The organism is Roseovarius litoreus, assembly GCF_900142765.1.
Classification (GTDB): domain Bacteria; phylum Pseudomonadota; class Alphaproteobacteria; order Rhodobacterales; family Rhodobacteraceae; genus Roseovarius; species Roseovarius litoreus.
In genome coordinates, this window is the sequence record NZ_FRCB01000003.1 from 26753 (window position 1) to 49300 (window position 22548).

Consider the following 22548-nt stretch of genomic DNA (forward strand, 5'->3'; position numbering starts at 1 on the left):
GCAATATTCCTTTGCGACACCGGTAGCACCGATAGGTTTCACTAATATGACGTCATAAATCGGAAGCCAAAGCGAATTAGCCTTCCCATGAAACAGGGGGAATCAGATGGCTGATCTGCATATAGATGGCGTGGTCAAATCCTTTGGGGAGACGCAGGTTCTCAAGGGCATCTCGTTGGATATCCGACATGGTGAGTTCATCGCGCTCGTCGGGCCATCAGGGTGCGGAAAATCCACGCTGCTGCGGATCATCGCCGGACTGGAATCGCAAAGCGCGGGAGATATCGTGATTGCAGGTCGATCCGTTGCGGGTGTGCGCGCGGCGGACAGGAACCTGTCAATGGTGTTTCAATCCTATGCGCTTTACCCTCACTTGAGTGTGGCGGACAATATCGCCGTCCCCCTGCGGATGCGGACCATGGGCGCGGTGCAGCGGCTGCCGCTGGTCGGGCGCTGGATGCCGGGTGCGGCAGAGCGCAACCGGGAGATCGATGCCGAGGTGCGCAAGGCGGCAAGCACGCTCGAGATCGAGACGTTGCTTGATCGCAAACCCGGACAGTTATCTGGCGGTCAACGGCAGCGTGTGGCACTTGGCCGGGCACTGGTGCGTGACCCTGCGGCCTTTCTGCTGGATGAGCCATTATCGAACCTCGATGCCAAGCTGCGTGTGCAGACCCGTGGCGAGATCGCCGAACTGCACCGCCGCCTTGGGGCGACATTCATCTATGTGACTCACGATCAGGTCGAAGCCATGACCATGTCGAGCCGGATCGCCGTCATGATGGAAGGGCAGATCCTGCAATGTGATGCGCCAGACCTGGTTTATGAAGACCCCGAGGATATCCGGGTTGCCGAATTCATCGGATCGCCCAAGATCAACATTCTGCCCGCCGAGTTGAACGGTGGCTCTTTGCGGGTGCTGGACCGGGATATCGCACGGCTGACGCGGGTGGCCGATCAGCCGGGTATCCGCCTTGGTCTGAGGCCCGAGGCCTTGCGGCTGAGTGGGGCGGACTCCGTTCTAACCGGGGTCGTCGCCCATCATGAGAACCTCGGGTCGGAAGTTTTTGCCCAGATCGAGGTGCCAGGCCTGTCGGAGCGTGTCGTGCTGCGCGCTGATCCATCGGCTCGGAGGCGCCTGGGACTTGGCGCGACGGTCGGTCTTGATTTCGACATTGGCGATGCGCTGCTGTTCGACACATCAGGCAAGCGCCTGAGGCCTGTGATCGAAGCAGCGCGCGCCGCGCATCAGGTGGCCTGAGCGATGGCGGTTACAGAAATCCCCGTTGCCGCGCCGGCCGCGAGGTCGGTTGAAGCAAGCCAGCGCCGTACGGGCTGGTTTTTGACGGCACCCGCGATCACGCTGATGGGCCTGATCCTGCTGGGTCCGGTGCTGGTGGCGCTGGTTTTGTCCTTTACGGATTACGCGCTGGGCAATTCCGGCTTCAACTGGGTGGGTTTGGAGAATTACGAAAAGCTGTTCACGCGGTCGACCTATGAAAAGATGTTCGTGGCCACGTTCACCTATGTGGTGACGGTGGTTCCTCTTTCAGTCGGGCTTGGTCTTGGGGCGGCATTGCTGATCACGTCGGTGGGGCGGTTTCGCGATCTCTACAAGACGATATATTTTCTGCCCGTCATGGCGACCCTGCTGGCGATGGCGATCGCATGGGAATTCATGCTGCACCCGACCATCGGCATGGTCAACAGAACGATTGAAATGGGGTGTGGCACATTTCTGGAGGCTATCTGGCCGTTCATGGCGCAGGGCTGCGAGGGCGGCTTCCCCTTGTGGCTGGGTGATCAGCGCTATGCGATCTGGGTGGTGTGCTTTGTCGGCATCTGGCAGGGCTTCGGCTTTAACATGGTGCTGTATCTGGCCGGGCTAACCAGTGTTCACCGCGAGCTGTATCACGCCGCGGAAATGGATGGCGCCAGATCGGCCTGGGAGCGGTTCCGCCTGGTGACATGGCCTGCGCTTGGTCCGACGACGGTGTTCGTGGTCACGATCAGCTGTATCCGCGCGTTTCAGGTCTTTGACACGATCGAGGCCTTCTGGCCGCAGGGCGCAGGTCCGAACAAATCGGCCTACGTCATGATGTTCGCGATCTTCGAAAAAGGTGTGCAGCAGAACCTGATCGGCATCGGGTCGGCAATCACCGTCGTGTTCCTTGGCTTTGTCATGTTTCTGACCCTGATCCAGCGGTGGCTGGTCGAACGCAAGGTGCATTACGGATGACACGCGACTGGTGGAAGCACCTGATACTGATCCTTGGCGCGCTGGTCGTCATCGCCCCGTTCTACATGATGCTGAGTTATTCGCTCAAAAGCCCGGGTGAAATCGACCGGGGCGAGGGGGGCTTTTTCGGCCGACAGGAGATGATGATCGACGAACGCTGCGTGGCGCTGCGGGACCCGAACCGAGATGAGGTGGCCAGCGCCGCCAAGCGTTTTCCCGGCCTGACCGACAGGGAGATTCGAGATGCCCTGATAACCGAGGCGGAGGCCGACTGCGCCATGCGGCCTGCCGTATTCAACTATACAATGGCGTTTACCGAGGCTCCTTTGCTGCGCTATCTGCTGAACGGCGTGATCGTGACGGTCTCGATTTTCGTCATTCAGGTGCTGGTTGCGCTGCCTGCTGCCTATGCGCTGGCCAAGCTGCGGTTCTGGGGCCGGGAGGCGGTGTTCTCGCTGGTGCTGTTCTGTCTGCTGATCCCGGTCCACGCCATCGCGCTGCCGCTGTATATCATGCTGGCCAAGCTGGGGCTGACGAATACCTACGCGGCGCTTGTCGTCCCGTGGACGATTTCGGTCTTCGGGATATTCCTGATGCGGCAGTTCTTCATGACCGTGCCGGATGACCTGATCGATGCCGCGCGCATGGACGGAATGACAGAGTTTTCGATCGTGTGGCGGGTCATGCTGCCGACGGCAGTACCGGCCTTGCTGGCCTTCGCCATCTTCTCGGTGGTGGCGCATTGGAACGATTATTTCTGGCCGCGGATCGTGGTGACCGGAAGCCGGGAGCTGTTCACGCCACCGTTGGGATTGCGAGAGTTCAAGGGCGATGGCGATGGCAGTTTCTTCGGACCCATGATGGCCACTGCCACGGTGATCGTCTGCCCGCTGATTGTGGCCTTCTTGCTGGCCCAGAAGCGGTTCATCGAAGGAATAACACTATCCGGAATGAAGTAGGCCGCGACTGATGTCGCGACCTGCTCCAGAAATCCCGAAAGGGATCACACCAGAGACCGCAGTAGTCGCCAAACCGCAACGGTCTCGTCAATGGAGAGAGAAAACATGAAAATCACGACAACGGCAATAGCCCTCGCCCTGACCGCGACTGCGGTTTGTGCCGAGGACAAGGTGACGATCGAGTTCGCCTATCCCTACAGCCATCTGTTCGATGTGACCTACGAGGCGATGATGCCCGCCTTCAAGGAGGCGCATCCCAATATCGAGGTCAAGTTCCGCGCCACGTATGAATCCTACGAGGATGGCACCAACACGATCCTGCGCGAGGCCGTGTCGGGCAATCTGCCGGATGTGACCATGCACGGTCTGAATCGCCAGTTAATCCTTGTCGAAAAGGGGATCGCCCAATCGCTGGAGCCGTTCATCGCCAAAGAGGCGGATTTTGAAAAGGATGGTTATCATCAGGCGATGCTGTCGTTGTCGACCTTCGACGATCAGGTCTATGGCCTGCCATTCTCGATTTCGCTGCCCGTCGGTTATTACAACATGGACATTCTCAATGCCGCGGGAATCGACAAGATTCCGTCCACCTGGGACGAGGTGATTTCGGCCTGTGAGACCATGAAGGCCAATGGCATCGCCAATCCGATCTTCTGGGGATGGAACATCACCGGCAACTGGTTCATGCAGGCGATGATGTGGAGCCAGGACAAGGCCATCGTCGAGGATGGCAAGGTCACGCTGGACAGCCCCGAGGCGTTGCAGGCGCTGGAGCAGATCCAGGAAATCGTGACCAAGTGCGAGATGCAGAACCTGGAATGGAAAGCGGCCCTGGCCTCGTTCTCGGCGGGCGATATCGGCATGATGTTCTGGTCGACCTCGGCACTGGGCGCGGTCGAGCGCAGTCAGGGTGATTTCGAACTTCGCACCGGGGCGTTTCCGGGTATGGGCACCGCACCCAAGGGCCTGCCCGCAGGCGGCAATGCCGCGATGCTGACCAGCCAGTCCGAAGACCCTGCCGTGCGCGATGCGGCTTGGGCCTGGTTGAAGTTCATCACTTCGGGCGAAGGGGCGGCGGAAGTGGCCAAGACCACCGGCTACATGCCGCCAAACAAGGCCGCCAATGAAATCATCCTTGCTGATTTCTATGAGCAGAACCCCAACAAGCGCACAGCCGTCGACCAGCTCCCCTTGCTGCGCGACTGGCTCGCCTATCCCGGAGACAACGGTCTCGCGATCACGCAGGTGATCTATGACGGGATGGAGCGCATTGTCACGGGCGACGCCACCGACATGAAAGAGCTGCAGAAAGAGCTGGTCGAGGAAGTGAACGACCTTCTGCCGAACAGCTGATTTCCAGCCTCACCTCCGGGCGCCTGACAGCAGGGCGCCCGGACAGTCCTTGAAAGAACATCATGAAACTTGTCCATATCTCGGATATCCACCTCACCGTGCCGGGGGAGCGCATGGGGGGACTGGACCCGCATGCACGTTTTGCTGCGGCCATCACACATATCAACCTGCATCATGCCGATGCCGTCCGTTTGATCATCACAGGCGATCTTGCTCACTGGGGCGAGGCGGCGGCATACGAGGCGCTGAAGGTTGTGCTTGATCAGCAGGCCATTCCAGTGCGGCTGATGATCGGCAACCATGACGACCGATCTACGTTCCGGCGTGTCTTCGGGGATCATCCGGTCGATCAAAATGGCTATGTCAATCATGCCGAGACCATCGAGCAGACGCGGTTCATCTATCTGGACACGGTGCAGGAAAAGACCCATGCGGGCCATTTTGGGGCGGATCGTCTTGAATGGCTTCGGAGCGAGTTGGACGCGGCGCAGAGCGCGCGGATCTTCATGCATCACAATCCTATGCGAACCGGCGTGCCGGCCAAGGATCTGATCGCGCTGATCCCCGAGCATCGCGCAGGTTTTGCCGCCCTGATCCAAGAGTATCGGGACCGCATCGACTTTATCCATTTCGGCCATGTTCATGCCCCGATCCATGGCACGTTCCGCGGTGTGCCCTTCGCCTCGGTGCCCTCTACGGGCAATCAGTCGATGCCGGACATGGCGGAACCTGAACTGCTGCAGGGCGCCCCGCGAGAGCCATCCTATTGCGTGATCGGATTGCATGAAGGCGATACGACGATTCACCAGATCCCCTTTGCGTGGGACGGGCCGGTTTTCGCTGTCGGCACCGGTTGGAGCGATTGGGCCAAACCCGCGTCCGCATTGCCATGAAGTTTATCCACCTTACCGACACGCATGTGATCGCAGCGGGGCAAACCTTGTTCGGGCTTGATCCGTCACAGAGGCTGGAGGCCGCTGTCGACTCCATCAACGCCGAACATGGCGACGCGGAGTTCGTCGTTCTGACCGGGGACATGACACATTGGGGCGACCCTGCCGCCTATACCGCGTTCAGGGCGGGAATTGAGCGGCTGCGGATGCCGGTGCATCTGATGGTCGGCAACCATGACGAGGGCGAGGGCCTGAGGATGACCTTTCCCGATCTTCCGCGTGACGAGAACGGGTTCGTCCAGACGGTTTTCGATACTCCGTACGCACGTTGCATCCTTCTGGACACCAAGGCCGAGGGCACCCACGCGGGCGCCTATTGCGCCAAGCGCCGCGCATGGCTGGACGCGCAATTGCGAAATGCGCCGGGACCGGTCTTGTTGTTCATGCATCATCCGCCGCTGGCGCTTGGCCTGCCGATGATGGACCGCATCATGCTGCAGGACAGCGATCTGTTCCACGACGTGCTGACCCCGCACGTGCCGCGTATCCGACATTTGTTTTTCGGGCATCTGCATCGCCCCATTTTCGGAAACTGGCGCGGTATCAGTTTCTCATGCATGCGCGGCCTGGCGCATCAGGTCGCGCTGGAGATGCAGGGCAGCGAGGCTGGCGTCATCGGCAATCTCGAGCCACCCGCCTACGGCGTCGTGCTGGTGAGCGATAATTCGGTTGTGGTGCATATGCACGACTTCACCGACCCCTCGGGACGTTTCCCGTTGTCCGCCGCGCGCTCTGGTGTCGGGGACCCGTGACATAATCGGTCAGGATGTCGGCAAGGGCAAACCCGATCCGACCCGCGTGAAAGGACCGGTCGCGCCGCGAAACGGGTCTGGCGCATCGGGTAACGCGTCATGCGGCGGCGTGCGGGCTGAAAAAGGTGAACTTTGAGGCGGGCGCGTTGGTCTCATCGGGCAAGGAAACCCGGATGATCAGAGCCGTTCTTGGTCCCTGTCATCGACTCGGGTGAAGAGACGCATCTTCTGGTGAACCGGGGTGAATGCCGCGGCGCAGCATTTTGGATGCGGGATCGGCGCACACAAAAGAGGCGCCAAGGATATTTTCGCCCATAGATTAATCAAAATGCCCCTTTGGGCGTCAGGCGGCGTAGACCGTCTCGTGGCTCCTGCGGATTTATGGCGCTTAGGTTGCTCTGTCCGATCGTGGACACAGACACCGACCAGCGGCTCAGGTCCGGGCAGACTAGATACCGCTGGACGGTGGCAACATGGAAATGCTGCCGCGCGAATTTAGCAGGGGGTAAGGTGAATGGAAACCCGATCTCCGACGCAAGCGCAGCCCTGACACTGGGAGTTCAGAGCATAATGAATACCAAGACATTGCTGGCCAGCCTGGCCACAACCACCGCACTATTTTCCGCACCTGCGCTGGCGCAGGATTGCCCCGTAAAAGTAGGCGTTCTGCATTCGCTGTCCGGCACGATGGCAATCTCGGAAACCACGTTGAAAGATACGGTTCTGATGCTGGTCGAGCAGCAAAACGCCAAGGGCGGCGTGCTGGGCTGCGAGATCGAAGCGGTCGTGGTCGATCCGGCCTCGGACTGGCCGCTCTTCGCCGAGAAGACCCGCGAGCTTCTGACTGTGAACGAAGTGGATGTGATCTTTGGCTCATGGACAAGCGTCAGCCGCAAGTCGGCGCTGCCGGTGCTTGAAGAGCTGAACGGGCTGATGTTCTATCCGGTTCAGTACGAGGGTGAGGAATCGTCGAAGAATGTGTTCTACACCGGTGCCGCGCCCAATCAGCAGGCGATCCCGGCCGTGGATTATTTCCTTGAAGAGCTTGGCGTCGAAAGCTTCGCACTGCTTGGGACCGACTATGTGTATCCCCGCACCACCAACAACATTCTGGAGTCATATCTGAAATCCAAGGGTGTGGCCGAAGAGGACATCTTCGTGAACTATACACCCTTCGGGCATTCCGACTGGGCGACGATCGTGTCGGATGTCGTGGCTCTTGGCGCATCGGGCAAGCAGGTTGGCGTGATCTCCACGATCAACGGTGATGCGAATGTGGGCTTCTACAAGGAATTGGCCGCGCAGAATGTCAGCGCAGCGGATATTCCCGTGGTTGCCTTCTCGGTCGGCGAAGAGGAATTGTCGGGTCTCGATACGTCGAACCTTGTGGGTCACCTTGCGGCTTGGAATTACTTCCAGTCCGCCGATACGCCAGAAAATGCAGCGTTCATCAGCGCATGGCATGACTATATCGGCGATACGGCCCGCGTGACCAATGACCCGATGGAGGCCCATTACATCGGCTTCAACATGTGGGTGAACGCCGTTGAGGCCGCAGGCACCACCGACGTCGATGCCGTTCGCGAGGCGATGTGGGGGCAGGAATTCCCCAACCTGACAGGCGGCATGGCGGTGATGAACGCCAACCATCACCTGTCCAAGCCGGTGCTGATCGGTGAGATCCGCGATGACGGTCAGTTCGATATCATCAGCCAGACGGAAGAGGTGCCCGGTGATGCGTGGACCGATCACCTGCCCGATAGTGCCGTTCTGAAAAGCGATTGGAAGGAACTGGGCTGCGGCATGTACAATGTCGAAACCAGCACCTGCGTACAGATGACCTCGAACTACTAAGGTAACGGCGCCGCGCGGGGCGTCATGTCCCGCGCGGCCCATCAATTCCATTTCCCCGATCAGGACCGGACGGATCATGCGTTTCACCGCCCTTTTTGCCCGCGTCATTGCGACCGCGATGCTGTTCGTCTGCATTGTCGCGTGGCGCCCCGGCGATGTCGCCGCGCAAGAAACCCTGCAATCTGTCCTGCAGCCCTACAAGGCCGAACTGTCCAAGCCCTCGCGCCGCACCATCGGACCGGTGATCGCGGCCCTTCTGGCGTCTGATCATCCCGCCATCTCTGACTTCCTGCGTAAATGGGAGGCGCGTGAGGTGTATCAACGCCCCGGTGACGGTCTGTTCTTCTATGCCGAGGATGCGGGCGACGCGCTCACTCTTGTCGACATCGACACTGGAGAGGCCGTGGGCCAGGTCGGCAGCCGTGAGGTGGACCAGATCAAGCCCAACGCGGGCGTGCAACGAGAAGTGGCCGCAGCGCTGGTGCCGTTCGAGTTGAATGCCTCAGACCCCGCCCGTCGGGCCGCGGCGCTGGAATCTATCGCAAGAAGCGCTGATGCCAGCCAGATCGAGCCTCTGGCCGCCAGCATCGACGGCGAGCCAGATGCCGATCTGAAAACTCGCAAACAAAGGCTTTTGGCCCTTTTGACCGCGCAATTCGGAGCGGACAAGGCGGATCGCCTGGCGGCTATCGACGCCTTGTCCGGGGATACCAGTATCGAGGCGCGCAGCGTTCTGAACCAATTGACAGCACGCCGGGACGCTTTGGCAGAAACCGTGCCTGACGGCGCCAATATCGCCCGAGTTCTTGAGGTCGGCCAAGATATGACCCGGGCTGAAGCATATGACAGGCTGGTAGAGAAGGATCTTGCCCCGCCGCGACAGAGCGCGGCGGAATTGCGCGATGTGCTGGCCGAACACATCCTGGATGGCAAGGTCGGCGGTGTGCCGTTGCATCGTCTGAACACGGTCGAAAATCGCGCAATCGCTTATGAGGCGCTTGAAGCCGCTGGCACGGTTCCGCCAAGAGCTTCAGATGAAGAGGTGGCTCGCGCCGTTGCGGCCTATGTATTCTACGAGGAATACCTCGAGCCGGACCCTGATATCACCAACGCCGCAGAGGCAGCGCTGACTGCGACCGCGCGCATGCTGGCCGTCTACCAGACGCTGGATCTTGTTCTCGATGGAGTGTCGCTGGCGTCGATCTTCTTTCTGGCGGCGATCGGGCTGGCCATTACCTTCGGGGTGATGGGCGTCATCAACATGGCGCATGGCGAGTTCATCATGATGGGCGCCTATACCGGCTATGTGGTGCAGTTGTTCATCCCTGATTACACGCTCAGCCTTTTGGTCGCGCTGCCGCTGGCCTTTGCCGTGACGTTTGGCGCTGGCGTGACAATGGAGCGTCTGGTGATCCGGCATCTCTACACACGCCCGCTGGAAACCTTGCTGGCCACCTTCGGTATATCCATCGCATTGCAGCAATTGGCCAAGAATATCTTCGGCACGCAGGCTCGTCCCCTGACCGCACCCGACTGGCTGGGTGGGGCGATCACCTTGAACGATATCGTCGGTATCTCAACCATTCGTGTCGCGATTTTCGTTCTGGCGCTGATCTTTCTGGCGCTGCTGCTTTATGTCCTCAAACGCACGCGTCTGGGGCTCGAGGTGCGGGCGGTCACGCAGAACCCGGGTATGGCCGCGTCCATGGGGATCAACCCGGACAGGATCAACATGCTGACCTTCGGTCTGGGCTCGGGGATTGCCGGGATCGCGGGTGTGGCGATCGGGCTTTATGCGCAGGTGACCTCGGAAATGGGCGCCAATTATATCGTGCAAAGCTTCATGACCGTGGTTGTGGGCGGCGTCGGCAATGTCTGGGGCACATTGGCCGGCGCGTCGATGATCGGCTTTCTGCAAAAGGGGATCGAATGGCTCAATCCCTCCAACACGCTGGCGGCACAGACCTATATGGTTCTGTTCGTCATCCTATTCATTCAGGTTCGGCCCAAGGGCATTGTCGCCCTCAAGGGTCGCGCTGCGGGGGATTGATCGATGAGCACGCAAGATATGCCATCTGACATCGCGCCACGTAAAAGCTTCTTTGCGGAAAATCCTTCGGTACTCTGGTTCTTGGGAGCCCTTGGCCTATTCACGCTGAGTGTGAGCGTTCTTGCTGAAGGGTTCGGCCTTCCCATCCTGTCGACCTCGATGGTCAAGGTGCTGGGTATGACGCTCTGTCTGTGTCTGATCGCGGTGGCGATGGATGTGGTCTGGGGTTATTGCGGGATCCTCAGCCTGGGGCATTTCGCGTTCTTCGGTCTGGGTGGTTACGCCATCGGGATGTGGTTGATGTATGCCCGAACCGAAGGGATCGTGATCGACTCGTTCGAAAACGCGCCCATTCCGCCGACCGAGACGGAGATCACCGATGCCATCGCCACGCAGATATTCGGTGTGGTCGGCAGCAACGAGCTGCCCGCCCTGTGGGTTTTCGCCCACAGCCTGCCGCTGCAGTTGGCCATGGTCGTGTTGGTGCCGGGGCTGCTGGCGCTGGTCTTTGGCTGGTTGGCGTTTCGCAGCCGGGTGACTGGCGTTTATCTGTCGATCCTCACACAGGCCATGACGCTGGCTTTGTCGCTCTACCTTTTTCAGAATGACACCGGTCTGCGCGGCAATAACGGGCTGTCGGGTCTTCAGAACATTCCCGGCCTGCTGCATGTGCCGCAGTCAACGCTGGCGCTTTGGTTCTTCTGGGCATCGGCCTTTGCGCTTGGCCTTGGCTACGTGATCTTCGCATGGCTGGTATCGGGCAAATTCGGATCGGTTATCCGTGGCATTCGTGATAACGAGGCGCGCGTGCGGTTTCTTGGCTACCATGTCGAGCATTACAAGCTGGTGATCTTCACTTTGACCGCCATTGTTTCGGGGTTGGCGGGCGCGCTCTATTATCCGCAAGCCGGGATCATCAACCCGGCTGAAATCGCACCCATCGCGTCGATCTATCTGGCCGTCTGGGTGGCGATCGGGGGCCGTGGGCGCCTTTATGGCGCTGTGATCGGGGCGGCGGTGGTCAGCCTTGCGTCAAGCTGGTTCACGGGCGGAGGTGCGCCCGACATCGACCTTGGCTTCTACGTCATCAACTGGACCGATTGGTGGCTTGTTCTTCTCGGCCTCGGCTTTGTCGCCGTCACGCTTTTCTTTCCACGTGGCATCGGTGGGCTGTTCGACTACCTTGTGAGGGCCAAATGACGACGCTTCTCGAAGTCTCGGGCGTTTCTGTCACGTTTGACGGGTTCCGGGCAATCAACAACCTGTCGATCCAGATCGCCGAGCCGGAACTACGGGCGGTGATCGGCCCCAATGGCGCGGGCAAGACCACGTTCATGGATATCGTGACCGGCAAGACCCGCCCCGACGAGGGGCGCGTCATCTGGGGTGAAAAATCAGTGTCGCTTCTTGGGATGAGCGAAAGCGAGATCGCTCGCGCGGGCATTGGCAGAAAATTCCAGAAGCCCACGGTGTTCGAAGATCAGACCGTGCGCGAAAACCTTGCCATGGCCCTCAAGAACAAACGCGGCCCGTTCGACGTGCTGTTCTACCGGCGCACCCGGCATGCAGCCACGCGGATCGGAGAGATCGCGCAGGAGATAGGCCTGCTCGAGCAGTTGCCGAAGCGAGCAGGGGCGTTGAGCCATGGTCAGAAACAATGGTTGGAAATCGGGATGTTGCTGGCGCAGGATCCGCGCCTGTTGCTGGTCGATGAACCGGCGGCCGGGATGACGCCCGCAGAGCGCGAACACACCACCGATCTGCTCAAGCGCGCCGCCAAAACCCGCGCGGTCGTGGTGATCGAACATGACATGGAATTCGTGCGTCGCCTTGGCTGCAAGGTCACGGTGCTGCATGAAGGATCCGTGCTTGCGGAGGGCAGTCTGGACCATGTCACGAAAAACCAGGAGGTGATCGATGTCTATCTGGGGCGGTGACATATGCTGAGCGTCGATGACCTGACCTTGCATTACGGGGCCTCGCAAATCCTGCATGGTGTCAGCCTGCAGGCGCGCCCCGGCGCGGTGACCGCCGTGATGGGCACCAATGGTGTGGGCAAGACCAGTCTGCTCAAGGCAATCGCCGGGCGGCACCCCTATAGCGGGGGGCGCATCGTGCTGGACGGAACCGAGCTGGATCGCTTCGGTGCAGTCCAGGCGGCGAAACACGGGATCGCTTATGTCCCCCAGGGCCGTGAGATATTTCCGCTCCTTACCGTGACCGAGAATTTGCAGACCGGCTTTGCCTGCCTCCCGAAGTCCGAACAACGGATACCCGAGCGCATCTATGATCTGTTCCCGGTGCTTGCGCAGATGAAGGACCGGCGAGGTGGCGATCTGTCGGGTGGCCAGCAACAACAGCTTGCAATCGCACGCGCCCTGATAACGCAGCCGCGCGTTCTGCTTCTGGACGAACCCACCGAAGGCATCCAGCCCAACATCATCAAACAGATTGGCGAGGTCATCCGCCTTTTGCGCAATGAGGGCAAGATCGCGATCGTACTTGTCGAACAGTTCTTCGATTTTGCCTATGATCTGGCCGACGATATCGTCGTGCTGAACCGGGGTGTGGTCCGTCTGTCGGAACCGGCGGCCGATGTGGAGCGTGACAGATTGCTGCGAGAAGTGTCTATCTGAGTGGGGTCGCAATGGCATGCCATTTGCGTTTCGTGCTGACCTTCTGGCCGATATGTTCGCACAGGTCTCGCGCCGGCATTGGCAGGGGTGCTGACATCATTACGCGCCTCGAATGAGCCTGTTTCCGCCAGATGGCGGGCGGTATCCCCATATATTGGATTGTTTGTGTTCCACGTATCATGCGTTCGCATCGACGAGCCTGAGACCCCGTGACATCGATTTGGCAGCTCTTTGAAGGGCGGTTGTCGAAAAACACTTCTTTTCAAGCTTCAGATCCGTCATCGGCCGGCTTACGTTGCGTAACCTAACCTTATGGTTATAAATCTCTTTTCCCAATTGCATTCTCAAAAGAGAATAAGTTATCTCGAACGATTGTATGGCTTGGGTTATTTCAGGCCACAATTCGTGTGGGGTGCGACATCCAATGGTCGCGAGTTTGTCTCCACCGTGTGAAGTAACGAGTGCAAGGACTGTGTAAATGCTTGATAATTCTGTGATCCGTCTGGAAGTTCGTTCGGGTGCCGTTTCGGTTATTCCCGCGCAGAAATACCAAGTTTATGACAGCGTAACCATCGTTGACGCAGCCGGCAGCCTCGGTGAGCAGCCCTATGTGGCGGTCCGGCAAGGCAACGACCTCGTCCTGCTTTACGCGGATGGCACAGAGGTTGTCCTTCAGGATTACTTCCTCGGAGATACGCTCTTTTCGATGGATGGCCTTGGCGGCGTGATCGAACTGCCGGCCGACATGGCGCCGATCGGAACGGTCGATGGCAAAGCCCTCTACGCCTTTGGTGGCAGCCCTGATGCTGCGGGATCCATCCTTGCGAAGTCCTCGAGTTTTTCACCCCTTGAGCCGTTGCTGACCGACGACACCCTCAGTGCGGCGTTGATTGGCGATGGTGGCAATGTCGGCCTTGCATTGGCTGGACTTGGTGCCGGTGGTTTGGGTTTGGCGGCTATGGGAGGTGGTGGCGGAGCCGCGCCCTTCCTCGGCTCTGTTGCAAATGCGATCACCGTTATTTCAGGCACATTTGTTGCCGGTCCCGTAATCCCCGGCAATGGGCTTGTTGTTGACCTCTATGACAACACCGGTGCGCTTCTTCAGGCGGGCATTCCGTTGAACGAAGACGGATCGTTTTCGGTGACGTTGCAGGGCACGTTCCCCAACGTGATCGCGATCATGCGCGATCTCAACGAGAATCCCGACTACCGCGATGAAGCAACGGGCGCGGATACCGACCTGAACGCGACGCTCATGGGCCTTGGCGCGGGCGATCCGCAGCCCAACGGGACCACGAATGTTGCGCTCAACATCAACCCGGTAACCACTGTGGCCGCGCGTCTTGCCGGTGTTAGTGCCGAGGGCGAGATACCTGCCGGGGGTGTTTCTCCGGAAAAAATCACCGAAAGCATCCAACAGGTACAGGGAACTTTCGGTCTTTCCGATATCAACGGCGTCGCGCCTAAAGATATCTTTGATGAAGATTTCGATGACACCGACGGTGATATCGACGATGGGGAGCAATACGGCCAGGTTCTGGCGATGCTGTCAGGCAAGGACAAGCTAAATCAAGGCGATCAGGGCGCCACGATCGAAGAGTTTGTTTCAGCCATCGAAGATGCGGGCGATGATACCGCCGCTGCACAATCCGCCGTGCGGTCGGAATTGCTGGCGGGTGCCAGAGAGTTCGAATTCAACAACCAGGATGGAACGGAAACCGAGGCCGACCTGTTGCGCGCGCCCAGCTTGGGGGTGGAGCGCACGCCCGAAGTAGGTGAGGGTGGTCAGACCACTGAACCGGAATTTTCGGCTCTTCTCGAGGATTCCCTGAAAGGGACATCGACAGGTTCTGGTCCCAACGCCACCGCGGACACAATTGAGGGTTTCCAGACGCTTGTGGATACCGCTGATGCCATACAGGCACTTGCGGCGCTGGATACGGGCGCGGAGATCCCACAGCAGGCGCTGGATCAGCTGACCGAGGAAAACCTCACCGCTCTGGGGCTCACGGGGCTGGCCGCGCCTTCACCATACCTTGACGAATTCCTCGAAGCCCTGCGTGACGCTGAAGCCGGTGGCGCCGATACCGTGGCTGAACTTCAGGCGCTATTGGATGATATAATCCAGGACATTTTGACGCCCTCGCAGGATGTGACGCCGAATGACGATGGCACGCTGAGCGTGTCTGGCACGGGCGAGCCTGGCTCCACCGTGACGGCGACCTTCCCCGATGGGACGACGGGGACGGCTGTTGTGGCCGATGACGGCAGCTATGGTCCGATCACCTCGGAAGCGCCGCAGACGAGGGGGACCGTGTCCGTGACCGCAACCGATGAAGCGGGCAATACCTCTGATCCTTCGACCGAAGCCTATTCGGACACCACGGCGCCGCTGTCGCCGAGCCAGGACGTGAGCCCCAACGACAACGGCACGCTGAGCGTGTCTGGCACGGGCGAGGCCGGCTCGACCGTGACCACGACCTTCCCCGACGGGACGACCGGGACGGCGGTTGTGGCGCCGGATGGCAGCTATGGCCCGATCACCTCGGCGGCGCCGCAGACGACGGGGGCGGTCGCGACGCGGCAGAGCGATGCGGCTGGCAACACGTCGCCCTTGACGACCGAGGCCTATACCGACACCACGGCGCCGATCCCCCCGACCATCGGCGCGGTGACGCCGAACGAGGATGGCACCTTGTCGGTCTCCGGCACGGGCGAGCCCGGCTCGACGGCGACGGTGAGCTTCCCCGACGGGACGATCGGCGCGGCTGTTGTCGGTCCGGATGGGACCTTTGGGCCGATCACCTCGTCTGCGCCGCAGACCTCCGGTGATGTGACGGCGACCCAGACCGATGGCGCGGGCAATGTCTCGCCCGCCGAGACGGTGCCCTTCTCCGACACGGTCGGCCCGCAGGCGCCGGTTCTTGGTGCCATCGAGCAAAACCTCGATGGGACGCTTTCGGTCTCCGGCACGGGCGAGCCCGGCGCCATCGCCAGCGTGACCTTCCCCGATCGCAGCACAGGCACCACGACAGTTCGCCCCGACGGCTCTTTTGGCCCGGTGACGTCGGATGCGCCGCAGACGGATGGTGCGGTGTCGGCCGTTCAGACGGATGAGGCGGGCAACCCGTCCCTGCCGGACGCGGCTGAGTTTGACGATGGGCAGGCCCCGCTTTCGCCAGGCAACCTTGTCGCCACGTCCAATAAAGATGGCACGATCGATGTGAGCGGCACGGGCGAGCCGGGCTCCACCGCGACCGTGACCTTCCCGGATAGGACGACCGCAACCGCGCTGGTCGGCGAAGATGGCACGTTTGGCCCGGTGACCTCGTCTGCGACGCAGACGTCGGGGACCGTCTCGGCCACGCAGACCGACGAGGCGGGCAATATCTCTGCTCCTGTGGCGACGGAGGCTTATTTCGACAAGACGCCGCCGCTGCCGGTCAACCTGATCGTGACCCCGAATGACGACGGCACGATCGATGTGAGCGGCACGGGCGAGCCGGGCTCCACCGCGACCGTGATCTTCCCGGATGGCACATCCGCAACCGCGCTGATCGGCGAAGATGGCGCGTTTGGCCCGGTGACCTCGGAGGCGCCGCAGACGACGGGTCCCGTCACGGCCACGCAGACGGATGAGGCGAACAATGTCTCCGAGCCGTCGACCGAGGACTATGTGGACACGAACGAGCCGCTGAACCCGACCGTCGGTGCGGTCACGCCAAATGACGACGGCACGCTGTCGATCTCCGGCACGGGCGAGCCGGGTGCGACCATGACCGTGTTCTTCCCCGACGGCACGACGGCCACCGCGCTGGTTGAGGCCGATGGCAGCTATGGCCCGGTGACCTCTGACGCGCCGCAGACCTCGGGTGACGTGATCGTGAATCAGACCGATGAGGCCGGCAACCAGTCGGATGACGTGGTCTTGCCCTACACGGACGAGACCGCGCCGCTTGAGCCATTCATCGACACGCCGACGCAGAACGAGGACGGCACCTTGTCCGTTTCGGGCACAGGTGAGCCGGGATCGACCGTTCAGGTCACCTTCCCCGATGGCACCGTGGGCAGTGCGCTGGTCGATGACAGCGGCAATTTCGGCCCGGTGACCTCCGCCGCGCCACAGACCAGCGGCGAGGTGTCCGCGACCCAGACCGACGAGGCCGGCAACACCTCCGATCCGGCGACCGAGGCCTATAGCGATACGACCGCGCCCGAGGCACCGAGCCAGGTGATCACGCCGAACACCGATGGCACGCTGAGCGTGTCGGGCACGGGTGAACCCGGCTCGACGGTGACGACCGAGTTCCCGGATGGAAGCACCGCTACGGCAATTGTGGCGGCAGATGGCAGCTATGGCCCGATCACCTCGGAGGCGCCGCAGACGACGGGCGATGTGTCCGTGACCGCAACCGACGCGGCGGGCAACACCTCTGAGCCGTTGACCGAAGCCTACTCGGACACCACCGCCCCGCTGTCGCCCTCGCAGGATGTGACCACCAACGATGACGGCACGCTGAGCGTGTCGGGCACGGGCGAGCCTGGCTCCACCGTGACGACGACCTTCCCGGATGGGACGACGGGGACGGCGCTCGTGGCCGATGACGGGACCTATGGCCCGATCACCTCGGAAGCGCCGCAGACGACGGGGACCGTGTCCTCTAGCCAGACCGATGAAGCGGGCAACACCTCGGCGCCGCAGAGCGAGACGGTGACGGATGAGACCGCGCCGCTGTCGCCGAGCCAGACTGTGACGACGAATGACGATGGCACGCTGAGCGTGTCAGGTACGGGTGAGCCCGGCTCGACCGTGACGACGACCTTCCCCGATGGGACGACGGGGACGGCTGTTGTGGCCGATGACGGCAGCTATGGCCCGATCACCTCGGAAGCGCCGCAGACGACGGGGACCGTGTCCTCGACGCAGACCGATGAAGCGGGCAACACCTCTGATCCGCAGAGCGAGACGGTGACGGATGAGACCGCGCCGCTTGCGCCGGAGCAGACGGTGACGACGAATGACGACGGCACGCTGAGCGTCTCGGGCACGGGCGAGCCCGGCTCGACCGTGACGACGACCTTCCCGGATGGGACCACCGGCACGGCGCTCGTGGCCGATGACGGCAGCTATGGCCCGATCACCTCGGAAGCGCCGCAGACGACGGGGACCGTGTCCTCTAGCCAGACCGATGAAGCGGGCAACACCTCGGCGCCGCAGAGCGAGACGGTGACGGATGAGACCGCGCCGCTGTCGCCGAGCCAGACTGTGACACCGAATGACGACGGCACGCTGAGCGTGTCGGGTACGGGCGAGCCCGGCTCGACGGTGACGACGACCTTCCCCGATGGGACGACGGGGACGGCTGTTGTGGCCGATGACGGCAGCTATGGCCCGATCACCTCGGAAGCGCCGCAGACGACGGGGACCGTGTCCTCGACGCAGACCGATGAAGCGGGCAACACCTCTGATCCGCAGAGCGAGACGGTGACGGATGAGACCGCGCCGCTTGCGCCGGAGCAGACGGTGACGGTGAATGACGATGGCACGCTGAGCGTGTCGGGTACGGGTGAGCCCGGCTCGACCGTGACGACGACCTTCCCGGATGGGACGACGGGGACGGCTGTTGTGGCCGATGACGGGACCTATGGCCCGATCACCTCGGAGGCACCGCAGACATCCACCGATGTGGAGACCACACAGACCGATCAGGCGAACAATACATCACAGCCTGCAGTCGATGAAACCGCGCCATTTGCACCTGATGTTACCAGCGCCAACGCGGACGGCCTGAGTGGGACAGCGGAGCCGGGGAGCACGGTTACGCTGTTTGACGACAGTGAGCCTCCGGTCGCGATCGCGACGGCGACGGTTGATGGGGATGGCAATTGGTCGATCCCGGCCGAGGACTTCCCCGGCGGCACGACGGAGGGCTTTGCGGGATCTGTGACGGCGACGGATGCGGCTGGCAATACGAGCGAGCCCACGGATGTTCCGGCGATTGACGGGACGGCGCCGGGCGCGCCGAGCGTCGATGCTGCGAATGCGGACGGTCTGAGCGGGACGGGTACTGCGGGCGATGTGATCGCGCTGCTGGATGGCGACGGCAATCCTGTCCTCGATGGCGAGGGCAACCCGGTGACGGCGACGGTTGGTGCGGATGGCAATTGGTCGATCCCGGCCGAGGACTTCCCCGGCGGGACGACGGAGGGCTTTGCGGGATCTGTGACGGCGACGGATGCGGCGGGCAATACGAGTGAGCCCACGGATGTTCCGGCGATTGACGGGACGGCGCCGGGCGCGCCGAGCGTCGATGCTGCGAATGCGGACGGTCTGAGCGGGACGGGTACTGCGGGCGATGTGATCGCGCTGCTGGATGGCGACGGCAATCCTGTCCTCGATGGCGAGGGCAACCCGGTGACGGCGACGGTTGGTGCGGATGGCACGTGGTCGATCCCGGCCGAGGACTTCCCCGGCGGCACGACGGAGGGCTTTGCGGGCTCTGTGACGGCGACGGATGCGGCGGGCAATACGAGCGCGCCGACGGATGTTCCGGCGATTGACGGGACGGCGCCAACAATCACGATTACGACCCCGATCGAATCTGATGGTGTCGTGAATGCTGCGGAGGATGCAGATGTCCTTGTCGCGGGCACGACGGATGCGGAGAACGGCCAGATTGTTACGGTGACCTTCACCGATAGCGCAAATGCGACGGTGACCGCGACGGCGACGGTGTCCGAAGGGGGCTGGAGCCTGAGCGGCAGCGAGGCGGATATCTCCGGCCTTGCCAATGGGGAGATCACGGTTACGGCAAATGTGTCCGATGTTGCGGGTAACGCGGCGACCGAGGCGAGTGCCTCGGTGACATTGGACAACAGCGCGCCAACAATCACGATTACGACCCCGATCGAAACTGACGGTGTCGTGAATGCGGCGGAGGATCAGGATGTCCTTGTCGCGGGCACGACGGATGCGGAGAACGGCCAGACGGTTACGGTGACCTTCACCGATAGCGCAAATGCGACGGTGACCGCGACGGCGACGGTGTCCGAAGGGGGCTGGAGCCTGAGCGGGAGCGAAGCGGATATCTCCGGACTTGCGGAAGGTGAGATCACGGTTACGGCGAACGTGTCGGATGCCGCAGGTAACGCAGCGACCGAGGCGAGTGCGGCGGTGACATTGGACAACAGCGCGCCGACGATTGCGATCACGCCCGGTATCGCGGGTGATGATATCGTGAACGCTTCAGAGGATGAGGATGTCTTCGTTGCTGGCACGACGGATGCGGAGAACGGCCAGACGGTTACGGTGACCTTCACCGATAGCGCAAATGCGACGGTGACCGCGACGGCGACGGTGTCCGCAGGGAACTGGAGCCTGAGCGGCAGCGGGACGGATATCTCTGCCCTTGCCAATGGCGAGATCACGGTTACGGCGAATGTGTCGGATGCCGCGGGTAATGCAGCGACTGAGGCGAGTGCGACGGCAACCTTGGACAATACTGTCGCCCTTCCCACCATCAATGCTGGCATCACTGACCAGGCCAATACGGTCAGCGGGACCGGTGAGCCCGGTGCGACGGTTTCGGTGTCGATCATGTCGGGCGAGGGGAGCGTACCTGTTGGCTCGGCGGTTGTCTGGACGGATGGCACATGGAGCTTTGTTGCCGACACGCCGATTGCGGATGGTGAGACGCTGTATGCCGTGCAGCAAGATGCGGCGGGTAATTTCAGTCTGCAAGCGTCACAGGTTACGTTCACCGACACCGACGGGGATGGCGTGGCGAACACGGTGGACACCGACGATGACGGGGACAGCCCCGATCCGGTCGATGTCGAAGTGATCGATCGCCTGATTACCGTTCAGGCCGATAGTTCGGGTCCGATCCAAACGACCATTCCGGGCACGACCGGGACCGAGCCGAGCTTGATCACGTTCTCTGGCCCGACAGGTGCGCGGGCGACTGCCACCGGCTTCCGGTATTTGGAAGGTTCCAGCGAGGCCAATGTTGGCGATGTCTACACGCTGAATTTCGACAACCCGATCACGGATATCAAACTGTTCCTCGACAACATGATCCTTGGAACCAATATCGGTAACTTCACCGTCTCGTATTCCGACGGAACAACAGACGCAAACCTTGCTCTGAATGTTATTCGGGACAATGTTTACGGCGCGGCGAGGACCGGTGGCACACTGACGGATATTGGGACATTCACCGAAAACGGGTTCAATGCGGTCGGTGATATCAATGCTGTCCCGGATGAAACGCAATCCCAAGACAACGCGGCGCAAGCGGGGGGCACGATCGAATTCATCGGTCTTGACTCAAGCAAGACCATTGATGCCATCTCGTGGCAGATCACTGGGGTGACCACAGCGCCGGGAGCGGGCAGCATCGGCGGCTTCGTGACGCCGATCATCAGCTACGACCGGGATCCGGACACCTACCTGCTGCCGGATGCGACTGAATCGACCTTTGAATCGGCGGTCACCACAACGACGAGCATTACAGCTGCGACCAGCAATGTGACGGAGCCGACCACCGGGTATACGGAGACAACGCGGACCGTCGATGGCGGTTCGATCACGATTGTTGCAGATGCACCGGGTGAACGCACAGCCGTAGGAGGCAATGATTCGGTCGGCAACAATCTCGGCACGCAGTCCAGCTTTACTGTAACGGTCGATCCAGTTTCGACCGAGGTCTTTGATAATGCCACGATCAGCATTGCAATCAATCGGTTCGACGATGGTTTGTTCGTTCAGATCGATGACGCGGTCATTGTGAACTTCAACGCAGGTGACTGGTTCTTCAATGCCGATGGAACTCAACGCACAACCGGCGTGAATGCTAACTTCGACACCGACAATGATGGACGGTGGCGGCCGTGGAGGGGTGAAGGCAACCCCTCGCTGGAGATCAATACAGCAGACGGAACGGTACAACTACTTGTTGATACCGCGAACGGACGCCAAGATGTGTTGGCGGCCATCGCGCAGGAGACCAATACATTCAACTCGCGCGGTGCTGGTAGCAGCCGCGATCCGCGACAAGACCCGTTGCCAACACTGGATGCTGCGGCATTCGAGGCTGGGGTTACCATCACGACGGCCTATAACAACCTTGATGGCGAAGGGCTGATTGGAGTGCAGACCATCACCGTCAACGCCGCGTTCTCTGGCGCCGAAGACATCGACGATGACGGGATCGATAACTGGGTCGATATCGACAGCGACAACGATCGGATCTGGGACAAGTATGAGGGCCGAGAAGATTTCGATAACGATGGCGTGGCCAATTATCGCGATACGGACAGTGACAATAACGGCACGCTTGACGGCGTGCAGGAAAGCCTGACAGCTGCGGAAATCACTGGTTTGACCAGTGGCTCTGACACGTATGATGAAGGCTACATCCTGCTGAGCGAGGCTGTGACGCTGGACTTCACGCAGATCGACGATGCCAGGTTCACAGCGGATGTCGAATATATCGACATGAATGATGGCATCAGGCAGGTCGTGGAGTTGAATGAAAGCGAGGTCATCGCGCTGACGGATGCCGATAATGAACTCATCATCGTCGGTGACCGTAGAGATGTCGTCAATGCGACCGGGTTCGAAGACACGGGCAAGGATCAGTCGATCCAGGGGCAGAGCTTCAGCATCTACGAGGCCAATGGCGCCACGTTGTTCATCGATGATGAGATTACCAATATCGTCACGACTTGATATGAACCTGAAGGGCGGC

12 protein-coding genes are annotated in these 22548 nt (G+C 61.0%); all 12 read left to right on the forward strand.

Features of this window, described 5'->3' with window-relative positions:
• Window positions 1-106 precede the first annotated feature (106 nt).
• The 12 genes from F3H35_RS06650 to F3H35_RS06705 all read left to right on the forward strand — a co-directional run bounded on the left by F3H35_RS06650 (window position 107) and on the right by F3H35_RS06705 (window position 22529).
• Window positions 107-1261, forward strand: coding sequence for an ABC transporter ATP-binding protein (locus F3H35_RS06650; RefSeq protein WP_149778854.1), 1155 nt, complete (start codon window positions 107-109; stop codon window positions 1259-1261).
• 3 nt (window positions 1262-1264) lie between these two features.
• Complete coding sequence (locus tag F3H35_RS06655; protein WP_149778855.1) at window positions 1265-2239, forward strand: carbohydrate ABC transporter permease; 975 nt, start codon at window positions 1265-1267, stop codon at window positions 2237-2239.
• A complete protein-coding gene (locus tag F3H35_RS06660) occupies window positions 2236-3198 on the forward strand; it encodes a carbohydrate ABC transporter permease (RefSeq protein WP_149778856.1) in 963 nt (320 codons plus the stop codon). Before F3H35_RS06655 ends, F3H35_RS06660 begins: the two co-directional genes overlap by 4 nt.
• A 105-nt stretch (window positions 3199-3303) precedes the next feature.
• A complete protein-coding gene (locus F3H35_RS06665) occupies window positions 3304-4551 on the forward strand; it encodes an ABC transporter substrate-binding protein (RefSeq protein WP_149778857.1) in 1248 nt (415 codons plus the stop codon).
• A 62-nt stretch (window positions 4552-4613) separates the two neighbouring features.
• A complete protein-coding gene (locus F3H35_RS06670) occupies window positions 4614-5444 on the forward strand; it encodes a metallophosphoesterase (RefSeq protein ID WP_149778858.1) in 831 nt (276 codons plus the stop codon).
• The gene (locus F3H35_RS06675) at window positions 5441-6256 is read left to right on the forward strand and encodes a phosphodiesterase (RefSeq protein WP_149778859.1); all 816 of its coding nucleotides are present in this window, start codon (window positions 5441-5443) and stop codon (window positions 6254-6256) included. Before F3H35_RS06670 ends, F3H35_RS06675 begins: the two co-directional genes overlap by 4 nt.
• Before the next feature lie 570 nt (window positions 6257-6826).
• A complete protein-coding gene (urtA, locus tag F3H35_RS06680; RefSeq protein WP_149778860.1) occupies window positions 6827-8110 on the forward strand; it encodes an urea ABC transporter substrate-binding protein in 1284 nt (427 codons plus the stop codon).
• A 76-nt stretch (window positions 8111-8186) separates the two neighbouring features.
• Complete coding sequence (gene urtB / locus F3H35_RS06685) at window positions 8187-10160, forward strand: urea ABC transporter permease subunit UrtB (protein ID WP_149778861.1); 1974 nt, start codon at window positions 8187-8189, stop codon at window positions 10158-10160.
• 3 nt (window positions 10161-10163) lie between these two features.
• Window positions 10164-11360, forward strand: a complete 1197-nt coding sequence (gene urtC, locus F3H35_RS06690) for an urea ABC transporter permease subunit UrtC (protein ID WP_188129894.1) — start codon at window positions 10164-10166, stop codon at window positions 11358-11360.
• Window positions 11357-12097 (forward strand): urea ABC transporter ATP-binding protein UrtD, encoded by a 741-nt coding sequence (gene urtD / locus F3H35_RS06695; RefSeq protein ID WP_007817046.1) that lies wholly within the window; start codon window positions 11357-11359, stop codon window positions 12095-12097. Before urtC ends, urtD begins: the two co-directional genes overlap by 4 nt.
• A 3-nt stretch (window positions 12098-12100) precedes the next feature.
• The gene (urtE, locus tag F3H35_RS06700) at window positions 12101-12796 is read left to right on the forward strand and encodes an urea ABC transporter ATP-binding subunit UrtE (RefSeq protein WP_149778862.1); all 696 of its coding nucleotides are present in this window, start codon (window positions 12101-12103) and stop codon (window positions 12794-12796) included.
• Between the two features lie 478 nt (window positions 12797-13274).
• Window positions 13275-22529: an Ig-like domain-containing protein gene (locus F3H35_RS06705; protein WP_149778863.1), complete on the forward strand. Its 9255-nt coding sequence runs from the start codon at window positions 13275-13277 to the stop codon at window positions 22527-22529.
• Window positions 22530-22548: the final 19 nt, after the last annotated feature.